The 14,283-nt window shown below is 68.5% G+C and carries 15 protein-coding genes; 8 read left to right on the forward strand and 7 right to left on the reverse strand.

Annotated features, from left to right (window positions below; all coding sequences use genetic code 11):
- Nucleotides 1-29: 29 nt before the first annotated feature.
- Nucleotides 30-1,397: a metalloprotease PmbA gene (gene pmbA / locus ACOCMH_RS28220; protein WP_427310555.1), complete on the reverse strand. Its 1,368-nt coding sequence runs from the start codon at nt 1,395-1,397 to the stop codon at nt 30-32.
- A 59-nt stretch (nt 1,398-1,456) separates the two neighbouring features.
- Between pmbA and yjgA the strand changes: the two genes are divergently transcribed.
- The gene (yjgA, locus tag ACOCMH_RS28225; protein ID WP_427310557.1) at nt 1,457-2,068 is read left to right on the forward strand and encodes a ribosome biogenesis factor YjgA; all 612 of its coding nucleotides are present in this window, start codon (nt 1,457-1,459) and stop codon (nt 2,066-2,068) included.
- Complete coding sequence (gene mog / locus ACOCMH_RS28230) at nt 2,065-2,703, forward strand: molybdopterin adenylyltransferase (RefSeq protein ID WP_427310559.1); 639 nt, start codon at nt 2,065-2,067, stop codon at nt 2,701-2,703. The genes yjgA and mog overlap by 4 nt, the downstream gene beginning before the upstream one ends.
- Nucleotides 2,704-2,756: 53 nt before the next feature.
- On the opposite strand, the gene ACOCMH_RS28235 is transcribed toward mog, so the two are convergent.
- Together ACOCMH_RS28235 and orn are read right to left on the reverse strand one after the other, a co-directional pair.
- On the reverse strand, nt 2,757-3,638 hold the full coding sequence (locus ACOCMH_RS28235; RefSeq protein ID WP_427310561.1) for an AEC family transporter: 882 nt from the start codon (nt 3,636-3,638) through the stop codon (nt 2,757-2,759).
- Nucleotides 3,639-3,715: 77 nt separating this feature from the next.
- A complete protein-coding gene (gene orn, locus ACOCMH_RS28240; RefSeq protein WP_427310563.1) occupies nt 3,716-4,342 on the reverse strand; it encodes an oligoribonuclease in 627 nt (208 codons plus the stop codon).
- A 220-nt stretch (nt 4,343-4,562) separates the two neighbouring features.
- Between orn and ACOCMH_RS28245 the strand changes: the two genes are divergently transcribed.
- Genes ACOCMH_RS28245 through ACOCMH_RS28255 form a run of 3 tightly spaced genes read left to right on the forward strand, consistent with a single transcriptional unit; the run spans nt 4,563 to nt 7,127 of the window.
- Complete coding sequence (locus ACOCMH_RS28245; protein WP_427310565.1) at nt 4,563-5,810, forward strand: M48 family metallopeptidase; 1,248 nt, start codon at nt 4,563-4,565, stop codon at nt 5,808-5,810.
- Nucleotides 5,807-6,778 carry a ribosome small subunit-dependent GTPase A gene (rsgA, locus tag ACOCMH_RS28250; RefSeq protein WP_427310567.1) on the forward strand — a complete coding sequence of 324 codons (972 nt, stop codon included), beginning with the start codon at nt 5,807-5,809 and terminating at the stop codon, nt 6,776-6,778. Before ACOCMH_RS28245 ends, rsgA begins: the two co-directional genes overlap by 4 nt.
- 43 nt (nt 6,779-6,821) lie before the next feature.
- The gene (locus ACOCMH_RS28255) at nt 6,822-7,127 is read left to right on the forward strand and encodes a putative signal transducing protein (protein ID WP_427310568.1); all 306 of its coding nucleotides are present in this window, start codon (nt 6,822-6,824) and stop codon (nt 7,125-7,127) included.
- A 52-nt stretch (nt 7,128-7,179) separates the two neighbouring features.
- Here the strand turns inward: ACOCMH_RS28255 and ACOCMH_RS28260 are convergent, their stop codons facing one another.
- Together ACOCMH_RS28260 and ACOCMH_RS28265 are read right to left on the reverse strand one after the other, a co-directional pair.
- Complete coding sequence (locus ACOCMH_RS28260; RefSeq protein ID WP_427310570.1) at nt 7,180-8,184, reverse strand: CobD/CbiB family protein; 1,005 nt, start codon at nt 8,182-8,184, stop codon at nt 7,180-7,182.
- 179 nt (nt 8,185-8,363) lie between these two features.
- Nucleotides 8,364-9,062 (reverse strand): pirin family protein, encoded by a 699-nt coding sequence (locus tag ACOCMH_RS28265; RefSeq protein WP_427310572.1) that lies wholly within the window; start codon nt 9,060-9,062, stop codon nt 8,364-8,366.
- Between the two features lie 153 nt (nt 9,063-9,215).
- Between ACOCMH_RS28265 and ACOCMH_RS28270 the strand changes: the two genes are divergently transcribed.
- Nucleotides 9,216-10,136, forward strand: coding sequence for a LysR family transcriptional regulator (locus tag ACOCMH_RS28270; RefSeq protein WP_092307103.1), 921 nt, complete (start codon nt 9,216-9,218; stop codon nt 10,134-10,136).
- 10 nt (nt 10,137-10,146) lie between these two features.
- Nucleotides 10,147-11,088: a tRNA glutamyl-Q(34) synthetase GluQRS gene (gene gluQRS / locus ACOCMH_RS28275; RefSeq protein ID WP_427310574.1), complete on the forward strand. Its 942-nt coding sequence runs from the start codon at nt 10,147-10,149 to the stop codon at nt 11,086-11,088.
- Between the two features lie 61 nt (nt 11,089-11,149).
- On the opposite strand, the gene ACOCMH_RS28280 is transcribed toward gluQRS, so the two are convergent.
- Nucleotides 11,150-12,652 (reverse strand): DEAD/DEAH box helicase, encoded by a 1,503-nt coding sequence (locus ACOCMH_RS28280; protein ID WP_427310576.1) that lies wholly within the window; start codon nt 12,650-12,652, stop codon nt 11,150-11,152.
- A gap of 325 nt (nt 12,653-12,977) precedes the next feature.
- Between ACOCMH_RS28280 and ACOCMH_RS28285 the strand changes: the two genes are divergently transcribed.
- Complete coding sequence (locus ACOCMH_RS28285; RefSeq protein WP_171515984.1) at nt 12,978-13,133, forward strand: hypothetical protein; 156 nt, start codon at nt 12,978-12,980, stop codon at nt 13,131-13,133.
- Nucleotides 13,134-13,180: 47 nt separating this feature from the next.
- Here ACOCMH_RS28285 and ACOCMH_RS28290 read toward each other — a convergent pair whose 3' ends face one another.
- Nucleotides 13,181-14,179, reverse strand: a complete 999-nt coding sequence (locus tag ACOCMH_RS28290) for a Bug family tripartite tricarboxylate transporter substrate binding protein (protein WP_427310578.1) — start codon at nt 14,177-14,179, stop codon at nt 13,181-13,183.
- Nucleotides 14,180-14,283 lie beyond the last annotated feature (104 nt).

The raw sequence follows: 14,283 nt of genomic DNA on the forward strand, positions 1-14,283 counted from the left end.
CCTGCTTTTTTATTTGACTGACGCGCTGCTCAGTTGCCGGCAATCGTCATCTGCTCAAGCAGGATCGAACCGGTTTCCTTGGTGCCGCGCACCAGCGCATCCGCGCCGATGGCGACGATCTGGCGGAACATCTCGGCCATGTTGCCGGCGATGGTGATTTCCTCGACCGGGTACTGGATCACGCCGTTCTCGACCCAGTAGCCCGACGCGCCGCGCGAATAATCGCCGGTGACGTAGTTGACGCCCTGGCCCATCAGCTCGGTCACCAGCAGGCCGGTGCCAAGCTTGCGCAGCATCGCGGGGAAGTCATCGCCGGGCTGGGTCAGGTTGCTTGACAGCGTCAGGTTGTGCGAGCCGCCGGCATTGCCGGTGGTCTGCATGCCGAGCTTGCGCGCCGAGTAGGTCGACAGGAAATAGCCCTGCACCACCCCGTCCTTGACCACGTCGCGCTCGCGGGTACGCACGCCTTCCTCATCGAACGGGGCGCTGCCCATGGCCCCGGGCGTGTGCGGCTGCTCATGGATCTGGATATGCGGCGCGAACACGGCCTGGCCCAGCGAATCGCACAGGAAGGTGGACTTGCGGTACAGCGCGCCGCCCGACACCGCCTGCACGAAGGCGCCCAGCAGCCCCGCGGCCAGCGGCGCCTCGAACAGCACCGGGCAGCGGCGCGTCGACAGCTTGCGCGCCTGCAGCCGCGCCAGCGCGCGCTCGGCGGCGTAGCGGCCGATGTCCTCGGGCGCGGCCAGCGCCAGCGGCGAGCGCTTGGACGAATACCAGTCATCGCGCTGCATGCCGCTGCCGCTGCCGGCGATCGGCGCGCACGAGATGAAATGGCGCGAATACGGATAGCCGCCGCTGAAGCCGCGCGTGGTCGCCAGCACAAACTGCGAATGCTGGGCCGAGACGCTGGCGCCGTCGCTGTTGCGGATGCGCGGAGAGACCGCAAAGGCGGCGGCCTCGGCGCGGGCGGCGATGTCGATGGCGGCTTCGGCGTCCAGCGCCCACGGGTGGAACAGGTCCAGGTCCTGCGGCGCGCGCTCCAGCAGTTCTTCTTCGGCCAGGCCGGCGCAGTCATCCTCGGCGGTGAAGCGGGCGATGTTGTAGGCCGCCTCGGCGGTGGCGCGCAGCGCGGCCGGAGAGAAATCCGAGGTGCTGGCGTTGCCGCGGCGCTTGCCGATCATCACCGTGACCCCAACCACCTTGTCGCGGTTCTGCTCGATGGTTTCCACCTGCCCCTTGCGCACCGACACGGACAGGCCGCTGCCTTCCGAGATCTCGGTGGCGGCATCGGTCGCCCCCAGTTCGCGTGCCACCCGCAGCACATCGGCGGCCATCTCGCTGAGCTGGGCCTGGGTGTAGGTGAAATGCGCGGTCTGTTCGGCGATCTGGTCCATGCTGGGCGGGGTGTCATCAAAAGTCCAAGCGGCAATCATAGCAAGATAAAATGCCGGGCATGACGCGAAATTCCCGTAACCCCCAAGGCTCGCGCTTTCCCGGAGGCTTTGCGCCCGAACCGGAAGACGACGAGCCGAAAAGCAAATCGCAGCGCAAGCGCGACATGACCGCCCTGCAGGACCTTGGCGCCGAACTTGAAGCGCTGGCCAAGGACCGCCTGGCGCGCGTGCCCATGCCCGAAGCGCTCGCCGACGCCATCCACCAGGCGCGCCGCATCAACAGCCACGAAGGCAAGCGCCGTCAGATGCAGTTCGTGGGCAAGATCATGCGCGGCCTCGAGGACGACGAGGTCGAGGTGATCCGGCAAGCGCTGGAGGGCTTCAAGGGCACCAGCAAGGCCGAGACCGCCCGCATGCATCTGATCGAGCGCTGGCGCGAGCTGCTGCTGGCCGACGACGCAGCGCTGACGCGTTTCCTGGCCGAGCATCCCGGCATCGACGTGCAGGCGCTGCGCAACACCATCCGCAATGCGCGCAAGGAAAAAGAGCTGAGCAAGCCGCCGCGCTATTTCCGCGAGCTGTTCCAGGCGATCAAGACGGCGCTGGACCTGAAGGACGGCAAGGCCGGCGCCGCCGAGGAACCCTCCCCTACCCCGGAGCCCGACGCATGACCCAGACTACGCAGCCGGTTGTCCGCAACCATCCCGACGAACTCGTTGTGGGCTTTGTTTCGATCTCGGACCGCGCCTCGGCCGGCACCTACCAGGACGAAGGCATCCCGGCGCTGCGCGAGTGGTTCGGGCGCACGCTGACCTCGCCCTGGCAGGCGGTGGAGCGCCTGATCCCCGACGAACAGGCGCAGATCTCGCGCACGCTGATCGAGCTGGTCGACGTTGCCGGCTGCGACCTGGTGCTGACCACCGGCGGCACCGGCCCGGCGCGCCGCGACGTGACGCCCGAGGCCACGCTGGCCGTGGGCACCAAGGAAATGCCGGGCTTTGGCGAGCAGATGCGCCAGGTCAGCCTGCATTTCGTGCCGACCGCGATCCTCTCGCGCCAGGTGGCGGTAGTGCGCGAAACCGCCAGCCGCGCCGCGCTGATCATCAATCTGCCTGGCCAGCCGCGCGCGATCCGCGAGACCCTGGAAGGCCTGCGCGACGCCGACGGCAAGCCGGTGGTGCAAGGTATCTTCGCCGCGGTGCCGTATTGCATCGACCTGATCGGCGGGCCCTACATGGAAACCAACGAGGCCATCGTCAAGGCCTGGCGCCCCAAGAACGCCGTGCGGACCAAACCGTCGGCCTGACCGCCCCGGTCGGCCCCCTCGCCCGCCGGCACGCGCCGCGCGGGCTTCCTGCCTTAGCGCAGGCCCAGGTACAGCCCCACCGGCACGAACACCACCGCGGCGATATTGCCGAGGAGCACGATCGACGCCACCTGGTCCGGTTCCTGCCGGAAGTGGTCCGCCACCAGGAAGTTCAGCACCGCCGGGGGCAGCGCCGCAAACACGAAGAGCAGCCCGCGCTGCAGTTCGGTCAGCGGCACCCACTGCGCCAGCGCCAGCGCCACTGCGATGCCAGTCAGCGGGCATGCCGCCGCGCCGACCAGCCCCATGCCCCAGTTGCGCAGGCTCACGTCCTTCATGCGCACGCCCAGTGCAAACAGCATCAGCGGCACGGTGGCATCGCCCAGCAGCTTGACCGACTGGTAGACCGGATCCGGCAGCGTGAACCAGGGCCGCGCCAGCGCCAGCGCCACACCCGCCACGGTGGCCAGCACCATGGGGTTGCGCGCGATCTGCGCCAGCGACGCATGGCGGTTGACGATCTTCATGCCGATGGTGAAGTGCATCAGGTTCGACGCCGCGAACAGCGCCACCGCGGGCGCCAGCCCGGCGGGGCCGAAAGCGAACACGGACAGCGGCAAACCCATGTTGCCGCAGTTGTTGAACATCATCGGTGGCACGAAGGTGCGCGGATCGGCCTTCATCCACCGCGCCAGCCCCCACGCCAGCACGCCCGAGCCCAGCACCACCGCCACCGCGCAAGCCAGCAGCACCAGCTGGTCGGCGAGCACGAAGTCCTTGCTGACGAAGGCCGACACCACCAGCAGCGGCGCGATCACGTCCAGCGTGGCGCGGTTGATGCCCGCCATGTCAGGGTGGGCCTTGCGCCCGTACAGCCACCCGACCAGGATGATCAGGATGACCGGCGTGATGATGGAGACGATGCGCTCTAACATGGGCAGGCGGGCGGGCAGCGCGCCGCCTGCAAGGGACGGCGCGCCGGGAATGGTGGTGGGCTTGTGGGGCGTCCGGCTTACTGCGCCGGCGTGCCGGCGGCCGGTGCCTCGGCAGACGGTGCCGCGCCGGGCGCAGCGTGGCGGATGAAGTGCGTGCGGTAGTAGCGCAGTTCCTCGACCGACTCCAGGATGTCGGCCAGCGCCGTGTGCAGCTGGCGCTTGACGAAGCCCTTGTGGATGGCCGGCTCCCAGCGCTTGCACAGTTCCTTCAGCGTCGACACGTCCAGGTTGCGGTAGTGGAAGAACGCCTCCAGCTTGGGCATGTAGCGCGCCATGAAGCGGCGGTCCTGGCAGATCGAGTTGCCGCACATCGGCGACTTGCCGGCCGGCACCCAGCGCTTGAGGAAGGCCAGCAGCTCGGCCTCGGCCTGCTCTTCGGTCAGCGTGGAAGCCTTGACCTTGTCGATCAGGCCCGAGCGGCCATGGGTGCCCTTGTTCCAGTTATCCATGCCGTTCAGCACGGCATCGCTCTGGTGGATCACCAGCACCGGGCCTTCGGCCAGGATATTGAGTTCGGAGTCGGTGATCACGATCGCAATTTCGATGATGCGGTCGGTATCCGGCTGCAAGCCGGTCATTTCCATGTCCAGCCAGATCAGGTTGTTTTCGCTTTTGACGGATTTGGCGGCGGCTTGGCTTGTCATCGGGACAGCGGGAGATAGGGATTTGGGGGAAGCGCGCGCGGCGGGGCCGGGCGCGAACAATTTATAATTCTCGCATATCCGTCCGGGACGGCTGCCTGCGCACCAGCGCGGCGCCGTTTTCGGAAGTCCCGGACCGCCGCCTGCCCCACCCCGCGGCGCGGTCCCCACGGGCACCCGTCGCCTGCAACGCCGGGCGCCCGCACCCACAAGGCGCTTGCCGATGTTCACGATTGTCTTTCTCGCCGCCCTGGTGCTGATGGTGCTGACCAAGCTGTGGCTGGCCGCCCGCCAGGTGCGCCATGTCGCGCAGCACCGCCATGCCGTGCCGGCGCGCTTTGCCGACACCATCAGCCTGGCCTCGCACCAGAAGGCCGCGGACTACACCATCGCCCGCACCCGGCTGTCGATGCTCGAAGTGCTGGCCGGCGCCGCGGTCCTGATCGGCTTTACCATGCTGGGCGGGCTGCAGTGGCTCAACCAGTCCTGGCTGGACGTCTTCGGCCCCGGCTATCTCTACGGCGTGGCGCTGGTGGCCAGCGTGGCGCTGATCGGCGGCCTGGTCGACCTGCCGTTCTCGCTGTATGGCCAGTTCGGCATCGAGCAGCGCTTCGGCTTCAACAAGATGACCTTCGGCCTGTGGCTGGCCGATGTGGTCAAGATGCTGCTGGTGGCCAGCGCGCTCGGCCTGCCGCTGCTGCTGGCGGTGCTGTGGCTGATGGAGCGCGCCGGCTCGCTGTGGTGGGTCTGGACCTGGCTGGTGTGGATGGCCTTCAACCTGTTCCTGCTGGTGGTGTTCCCCACCTTTATCGCGCCGCTGTTCAACAAGTTCGAGCCGCTCACCGACGCATCGCTGCGCCAGCGCATCGAAAGCCTGATGCAGCGCTGCGGCTTTGCCAGCAAGGGGCTGTTCGTGATGGACGGCAGCAAGCGCAGCGCGCACGGCAATGCGTACTTCACCGGCTTCGGCGCCGCCAAGCGCATCGTCTTCTTCGACACGCTGCTGTCGCGCCTGTCGGGCGACGAGATCGAAGCGGTGCTGGCGCACGAGCTGGGCCACTTCAAGCGCCGCCACGTGGCCAAGCGCATCGCCGTCACCTTCGCGCTGAGCCTGGTGTTCCTGGCGCTGCTGGGCTGGCTGGCCACGCGCAGCTGGTTCTACACCGGGCTGGGCGTGGTGCCCAACCTGGGCGTGTCCAACAGCGCGCTGGCGCTGGTGCTGTTCTTCCTGACGCTGCCGGTCTTCACCTTCCTGCTGGGGCCGCTGGCGAGCCAGTCGTCGCGCCGCCATGAATTCGAGGCCGATGCCTTCGCCGCCGACCAGACCGACGCCGGCCACCTCGTATCGGCACTGGTGAAACTGTACAAGGACAACGCCTCGACGCTGACGCCCGACCCGCTCTACAGCGCCTTCTATTACTCGCATCCGCCCGCCGCGCAGCGGATCGACCGCCTGCTGGCGCACGCATGAGCCGCGCCACGCGTCACCGCAATGCCGGCGGCGGCACCAACGCCGGCAGCTCGACCGAAACCGCGCTGATCATCGCTGCACACGGCCGCCACTATGTGGTCGAGCTGGGCGACGGCAGCCGCATGCATGCCTTCCCGCGCGGCAAGAAGAGCGACTGCGCTGTGGGCGACCAGGTCAGCGTCGAGCGCGCCGCCGCCGACCAGTGCGTGATCACCAGGGTCGCGGCGCGCAAGAACCTGCTGCACCGCTCGGACCAGTTCAAGTCCAAGCTGCTGGCGGCCAATATCGACCAGGTCATCATCGTGCTGGCGACCGAACCGGGATTCTCCGAAGACCTGCTCGGGCGCGCGCTGGTATCGGCGGAGGCGCTGGAGATCCGGCCGCTGGTCGTGCTCAACAAGACCGACCTGCCCGAGCGCCTGGAAGAAGCGCGGGGCCGCCTGGCGCTGTACCGCGAGCTGGGCTACGACACGCTGGAACTGTCGGTGCGCGCCGATCCGGCGCATGCGCTGGCCGCGCTCAAGCCGCGCCTGGCGGGACTGGCCAGCATCCTGATCGGCCAGTCGGGCATGGGCAAGTCGTCGCTGCTGAACCTGCTGATCCCCGGCGTGGATGCGCAGACCCGCGAGATCTCGGCCAAGCTGGATTCCGGCAAGCACACCACCACCTTTACCCGGCTCTACCACCTGCCGGACGACTGGGGTACCGTGGATGGCCGCCAGGGGGCGCTGATCGATTCGCCGGGCTTCCAGGAATTTGGCCTCTACCACCTCAGCGAGGGCATGCTCGAACGCGCCTTCCCGGAATTCCGGCCGCTGCTGACCGCGTGCCGCTTCTACAACTGCCACCACGTGAACGAGCCGGGCTGCGGCGTGCTGGCGGCGGTGGCATCCGGCGCCATTTCCGAGCGCCGGCACCAGCTCTACGCGCAGTTGCTGCACGAATCCAGCCAGCAGAAACCGTGGTGAAGCCGTGGTAAGGTAAGCGCACCTGGGTTCCCGGTGTGCTGCCATGAAACTGCTGCTGTCCGCCACCTCCCTCGTCCACGCGGCCCATTGCCGCAACGTCCTGCGCGCGGCCGGCATCCGGGCGGAACTGCGCAATACCTGGCTGGCCGGCGCGACCGGCGAGATCCCCTTCCGCGAGAGCGCGCCGCAGGTATGGCTGGTGGATGACGAGATGGAAGCCCAGGCGTGGGCGGTGCTCAATGCCGCGGCCAATCCGGTGCCGGGTCCCAGCTGGCAATGCAGCCATTGCGGGGAATGGCATGAGGCGCAGTTCGGCGCCTGCTGGCGGTGCGGGGCGGCCCGCGACTAGCGGGTGCCAGGCAGCCGGCCGCAACCGGCCGGCCCGGCTTTCAACACGCTGCTCAGCCCACCCACAGCGCCAGCGACAGCATCGCCAGCAGCAGCATCCACAACACCACCGCGCGCCAGACCAGCCCCACGGCCGACTGCAGCGTGCGCACGCCGGGCTCGGAGCCGAACTCGGGCGGGGCCGGCTCCGGGCCGCCGTTGACGCCATCGGCGTGTTCCATGCCGGGTGCATAGTCCACCGCCGGGCCGGCCACGCTGGTGCGCAGCACCACGGTGGAGTCATCCTCGGCCAGCGGCGTGCCCAGCCGCACGCCCAGCGCGCCGCCCCCGCTCGCCAGCAGGATGCCGTTGACGGCATCGTTCCACTTGCGCGCATGGTTGCGCCAGGCGTAGACCGCGTCCTCGAAGTTGCCGACGATGGCAAAGCCGATCGAAGTCAGCCGCGACGGGATCCAGTCCAGCACGTAGAAGGCGCGCGCGGCGAAGCGGCCCAGCGCCGGGCTGCGCTCGGTCGACGGCAGGTTCCAGTGGCGGCCCAGGTATTCAGCGGTGCGGTACAGCACCACGCCACCGGGGCCAACCGGCACCAGGAACCAGAAGAACACGCCGAATACGTGCCGGTGCACGGCGATGATCGCCGCTTCCAGCGTATGCCGCACGATCTCGGACACCGGCATCTCGATGGCGTCCAGCCCGGTCCACTCGTGCAGCAGCGTGCGCGCGGTATGGATATCGTCGCGGTTCAGGGCCTCGTGGATGTCGGTGAAGTAGTGGCTGAACTGGCGGAAGCCCAGCGTCATGTACAGCACCAGCACATTCCACGCGAGCGTCAGCGCCACGCTGATCGAGGCCAGCAGGTAGTGCACTACGATCACCCCCAGCGTCAGCGGGAGCACCACCGTCAGCCAGGCCAGCGCTGCGTCGCGCGGCCGGCCGGTGTCGAAGGCGTGTTCGGCGCGGTCGCCGAGCGCGCGCACGATCTCGTAGATCGGATTGTTGCGGCCCAGGGCGCGGAACTGCTCGGCAATCAGCGCCAGGAGAATGGAAACAAAGGTCATCTTGGTACGGGGTGTTCCAAGGGCACGCCGGCCCGTTCGGGCTGGCCGGCGATGTGCCGGCGCAGGCGCAATGCATAGCGAGAAGATAGCACAGGGCTACCCGCCGGCACCCCGGCGCGCCGCGCAAACGGCAAAAAGCCCGCCATGGGGCGGGCTCCAGCGCAGGACCGGAAACGATGTCAGGGCAGGTCGAACACCAGCACCTCGGCGCCATCGCCGCCGGACAGCGCGACTTCGGCGACGTCCTCCAGCCGCGCGGCGTCGCCGGCCTCGAGCGCCTTGCCGTTGACCGTCACCCGGCCGCGCGCCACATGCACATAGGCGCGGCGGCCCGGTGCCAGCGCCAGCGCGGCGGCTTCGTCGGCGTCGAACAGGCCGGCATAGAGGCGGATGTCCTGGTGCACCACCACCGAGCCCTCGGCGCCGTCGGCACTGGCTACCAGGCGCAGCCTGCCGCGCTTGTCGGCCGCGTCGAAGTGCTTTTCCTCGTAGCCGGGGTCGATGCCGTTCTCGGCCGGGATGATCCAGATCTGCAGGAAATGGGTGGTGTCGTGCTGGGCGTGGTTGTACTCCGAGTGGCGCACGCCGGTGCCGGCGCTCATGCGCTGCACGTCGCCCGGACGGATCACGCTGCCGTTGCCCATGCTGTCCTTGTGCGCCAGCTCACCTTCCAGCACGTAGCTGATGATCTCCATGTCGCGGTGGCCATGGGTGCCAAACCCCATGCCCGGCGCGACGCGGTCTTCATTGATGACACGCAGCGGACCGAACTGCACATGCTGCGGGTCATAGTAGTCGGCGAACGAGAACGAATGATGGGACTTCAGCCAGCCGTGATCGGCGTACCCACGCTCTGCGGACTTTCTGATTTCAATCATTTTGATGGCCCTCCTTGAGCCGTTTTGGCCGCCTGCCCTGGCTTTATAACCCTGCTGCGGCCTGCGTTTTCGCTTTGGATGCTAGGCAGTTTAGGGCTTGAGGCGTATATTTACGGGGATCCGCTTAGAAGTAGTCATTCAGAATTTCTGAACATGGCCCTCTCGCTAGAATCCCTCGAAGTCCTGGACGCCATCGAACGCAAGGGCAGCTTTGCCGCCGCTGCCCACGAGATGGGCAAGGTCCCGTCCGCGCTAACCTACGTGGTGCGCAAGCTTGAAGAAGACCTCGACGTGCTGCTGTTCGACCGGCGCCGCCATCGCGCCGAGCTGACGCCAGCGGGCCGGGCGCTGCTCGATGAAGGCCGCCACCTGCTGCACGCCGCCGACGACCTCGCCCGGCGCGTCAAGCGCCTGGCCACCGGCTGGGAGGCCACCCTCACCATCGTGGTCGACGACCTGATCAACTTCCGCGCGCTGCTGCCGGTGATCCACGACTTCTATGCCGAAAACACCGCCACCCGGCTGCGCTTTTCCAAGGAGGTGCTGGGCGGCGCGTGGGACGCGCTGGTCAGCAACCGCGCCGACCTGGTGATCGGCGGCGCCTACGACGCGCCCAGCACGCAGGGCTTCCAGATCCGGCCGCTGGGGTCGATGCCGTTCGTGTTCGCCGTGGCCGCGCACCATCCGCTGGCCACCGAGGAAGGCCCGCTCACCACCATCCAGATCGCCAGGCACCGCATCGTCGCGGTGGGCGATACCTCGCGCAACCTGCCGGCCCGCACCCATGGCGTGCTGGCCGGGCAGGACGTGCTGGTGGTGCCGACCATGCGCGACAAGCTCGAAGCGCAGATCCGCGGGCTGGGCTGCGGCTGGCTACCGGCGCCGATGGCGCAGCCGCATATCGAGAGCGGCGTGCTGCAGGCGCGCGAGACCGTCGAGGTACGCGCCCCGGGCAACTTCAAGGTCGCGTGGCGCACCAGCAACCGCGGCAAGGCGCTGCAGTGGTGGGCCGGCAAGCTGGAAGACCCGCGCCTGGCGCAGGCGCTGCTGCAGCAACCCGATTTTGCGGGCTGAGGGCAGCCTCATGGCAGTCACGGCAGCCCCTTCGGCAACGGCAGTGCCGGCGCTTGCCGCGGCCGCTTATCGCGGCCGCTTCGCGCCCTCGCCCACCGGGCCGCTGCACATGGGCTCGCTGGTCACCGCGCTGGCCAGCTGGCTGGACGCGCGCGCGCATGGCGGGCAATGGCTGGTGCGCATCGAAGACATCGACACCCCGCGCTGCGTGCGCGGCGCCGACCACGACATCCTGCACACGCTGGAGCGCGTCGGCATGATGCCCGACGAGCCGCCGGTGTGGCAGAGCCGGCGCGAGTCGCACTATGCCGCAGCGCTGCGGCGGCTCGATGCCGCGGGGCAGCTTTACCCGTGCGGCTGCTCGCGCAAGGAGATCGCCGATTCGCTGGTGCATGTGCGCGAACGGCACCAGACGCTAGGCTATCCCGGCACCTGCCGCCACGGTTTGAACGGCAAGCTGCCGCGCGCCTGGCGCGTGCGCGTGCCGGACGGGCCGGCCGCGACCGTGTGCTTCGACGACCGCTGGCAAGGACGCCAGTGCCAGGACCTGGAAACCGAGCTGGGCGACTTCGTGCTGCGCCGCGCCGACGGGCTGTGGGCCTACCAGCTGGCGGTGGTGGTCGACGACGGCCTGCAGGGCATCACGCATATCGTGCGCGGCGCCGACCTGCTCGACTCCACGCCGCGGCAGATCCACCTGCAGCACCTGCTCGGGCTGCCCACGCCGGCCTACCTGCACGTGCCGGTAGTGGTGAACCAGGCGGGTGAAAAGCTCAGCAAGCAGAGCGGCGCGCAGGCGATCGATACCCGCGCGCCGCTCGACGCGCTGCGCGAGGCAGGTGCCCACCTCGGGCTGTCGAACCACGCAGGGAATATCAAGGACTGGCTGGCGCAGGCCACCGACGGCTGGCGCGCGCGGCTTTCCACCTTGCCGCAACCGGCCCCAGCCTAGCCGCGCCAAAACAAATGGCCCGCGCAGGCGGGCCATCTTCAGGACGACAGCAACAACTCCGTCAGGACTTGCGCGGCACGCCGCCCAGCAAGGCCGCCACCGGCCGCTTGGGCGCCTGGCGGCCGCGCGTGAGCGCAGCGGCGACTTCGTCGGCGGCCTTGGCCTGCGCCACGCTGGCGGGACTCGGCTCATACGGGCGCGAGAAGAACGGGTCGTCCGAAGCGCGGAACACCTGGCGGTTGGCGCCGTGGTCGTGGCGGCGCGGACGTTCTTCGCCCTCGGTGCTGCCGCGCGCGCGGCGCACGTCGCCGCGCTCGCGGCGGCGCTCGCCGTCGGCCTGGCGGGCGCGCTCGCCGGTGGGGTCGAAGCCTTCCAGCTTGGCCCGCGGAATGCTGCGCTTGATCAGTTTTTCGATATCGGACAGCAGGCGCTCGTCGTTGCCGGGCACGTAGATCGACAGCGCATCGCCGCTGGCGCCGGCGCGGCCGGTACGGCCGATACGGTGCACGTAGTCCTCGGCGCTGTACGGCACGTCGAAGTTGATCACGCACGGCATGTCGGGGATATCGAGCCCGCGCGCCGCCACGTCAGTGGCGACCAGTGCATCGATGGTGCCGCTCTTGAAGCCGTCGAGCGTCTGCATGCGCTCGGTCTGGGTCTTGTCGCCGTGGATCGCGGCGGCATTGATGCCCTCGCGCTCCAGGTGCCGTGCCAGCCGCGAACAGCCGATCTTGCTGTTGACGAAGACGATGCACTGGCGCGAGAGCCCTTGCTCGGCGCGCTGCTTGAGCAGGTGCACCACCGCGGCCTGTTTGTGACCATCCTCGACCTGGTACACCGCCTGGCGCACGTTCTCGTTGGTCGAATTGCTGCGCGCCACTTCGATGGTGACCGGCTGCTTCAGGTAGCTGGAGGCCAGCCGCTTGATTTCCGGCGAGAACGTGGCCGAGAACAGCAGCGTCTGGCGTTGCGCCGGCAGCAGGTTGATGATGCGCTGCAGGTCCGGCAGGAAGCCCATGTCGAGCATGCGGTCGGCTTCATCGAGCACCAGCATCTGCACCTGCGACAGGTTCACCGCCTTCTGCTGCACGTGGTCGAGCAGGCGGCCGGGCGTGGCCACCAGGATCTCGACGCCGCGGCGCAGCGCGTCGGTCTGCGGGTTCATGTCGACGCCGCCGAACACCACCGTGCTGCGCAGGTCAGTGTGCCTGGCATAGCGGGCGACGTTGTCGTAGACCTGGTCAGCCAGCTCGCGCGTGGGGGTCAGCATCAGCGCGCGCACCGGATGGCGCGCCGGCGAGGCGCTGGCATTGGCCATGGGCAGCAGGCGCTGGATGATCGGCAGCGCGAAGCCCGCGGTCTTGCCGGTGCCGGTCTGCGCGGCGCCCATCACGTCCTTGCCCAGCAGCACGACCGGAATGGCCTGTGCCTGGATCGGCGTGGGAGAGGTATAGCCCTGGTCGGACAAGGCACGCAGGATGCGCGCGTCCAGGCCGAAGCTGTCGAAGGTCTGCACAGCGGTCGGAACCGCGGTGATAGGTTCTGGTGCGTTCGTAGTGGTCATGGGTATCGGTATTGGCGGGAGGCGAACCCGGCACAAACGGATACGCGTCTGGAACTCATCTCGCCCTGAATCTCGCCTGGCGCCGGCAAGGTTCCGGCGCGGCCCTGCTGCCTGCAGCATTTGGCCAAGAGAATCAAAGACTTAGATTTTAGCATCTCTGCCCGCGCAGTGGGCGCTCTGGCGCCGCCGTACGGCAGCCGCGACAGCAGGCGCCAGCGGCGGTCCGGCGCGCGCATTGTCAAGACATTGTCATATCGGCCAAGCAAGATGCCGGCGGCGCGGCGGCCATGCCGGACCGCGCGGCGCCTTCCACATCGAGACTGACATGGACTTTGAGCTGTTTCGCCAGACCTGCCAGCAATTCCTGCGCACCTCCAGCCAGTTCCTGGGACTGGCCGCTGCCGGCCGCCACGCGGCGCTCCCGATGCCGACGCTGCCCGCCCTGCCGGCCAGCCCGCCCCAGGGCAGGCAGCCCGCCTGACCCGCGGCGGGCCGCATACCGGCCCGCAAGACCGGCCTCGGCACCACTCAGTCGCCGCGGATGCCGTTGTCCTGGATTACCTTGCCCCACTTGCTGTAATCGGTTTTCATGCGCGCGGCCAGCTGCTCGGGGGGCATATAGGCGGCCACGGTGCCGGCCCCCAGCATCTTCTGCTGCACGGTCGGATCGGCCAGCGCCTGCTTCAGCTCGGCCGACAACGTCGCCACCACCTCCTTGGGCGTGCCGGCCGGCGCCAGCAGCCCGCCCCAGGCGGTGGCATCGAAGCCCGGGAAGCCCTGTTCGGCGACCGTCTTGACCTCCGGCGTAAAGCTGACCCGCTTGCTCGATCCGACCGCGATCGGGCGCAGCTTGCCGGCCTTGATATGTGGCAGCGCCGCGATCATGTCCGAGAACATCATCGGCACCTGGCCGGCCAGCAGGTCGGCGATGGCGGGGGCGCTGCCCTTGTAGGGCACGTGCTGCACGTCGAAATGGCCCAGGTTCTTCAGCAGCTCGGTTGACAGGTGGCCGAAGCTGCCATTGCCGGCGCTGGTGTAGTTGAGCGCGCCCGGCCTGGCCCTGGCCTTGGCGATGTACTGCGGCAGGCTGGTCACGTCGGGCATCGCCTGCGGGTTGACCACCATCACGATCGGCAGGTCGTAGGCCGCGCCGATGGGGGTGAAGTCCTTGAAGATGTCATAGCCCTTGCGGTGGATCAGGTGCGGCGCCAGCAGCGTGGGCGTGGCCAGCACCAGCAGGGTGTAGCCATCGGCGGGACTCTTGGCGACGTTTTCGGCGCCGATGGTGCCGGAAGCGCCCGGGCGGTTATCCACCACCACCGGCTGCTTCAGCGATTCGCTCAGCTTCTGGCCGATGATGCGTGCGGCGGTATCGGTCGGGCCGCCCGGTGGGAACGGCACCACCAGGCGGATCGGCTTGCTGGGATAGGTCTCGGCCAGGGCCGGCGCGGCGGCGAGCGGCAGCATGGCGCTCAGGAGGACGGCGCCCAGGCGGCGCTGGAAGGTACGGCGGCTGGTGTTCTGCATGGTGTGGCTATGTCCTGCGGTAAATCGCGATAAATCAGAATCGATGCGCGGCCCAGGGCCGCGCCGGGATGAAGCGACTGCGCTTGCGTAACGTCATGACAGAT

The organism is Cupriavidus sp. H39 (genome assembly GCF_050271075.1).
GTDB lineage: Bacteria > Pseudomonadota > Gammaproteobacteria > Burkholderiales > Burkholderiaceae > Cupriavidus > Cupriavidus necator_B.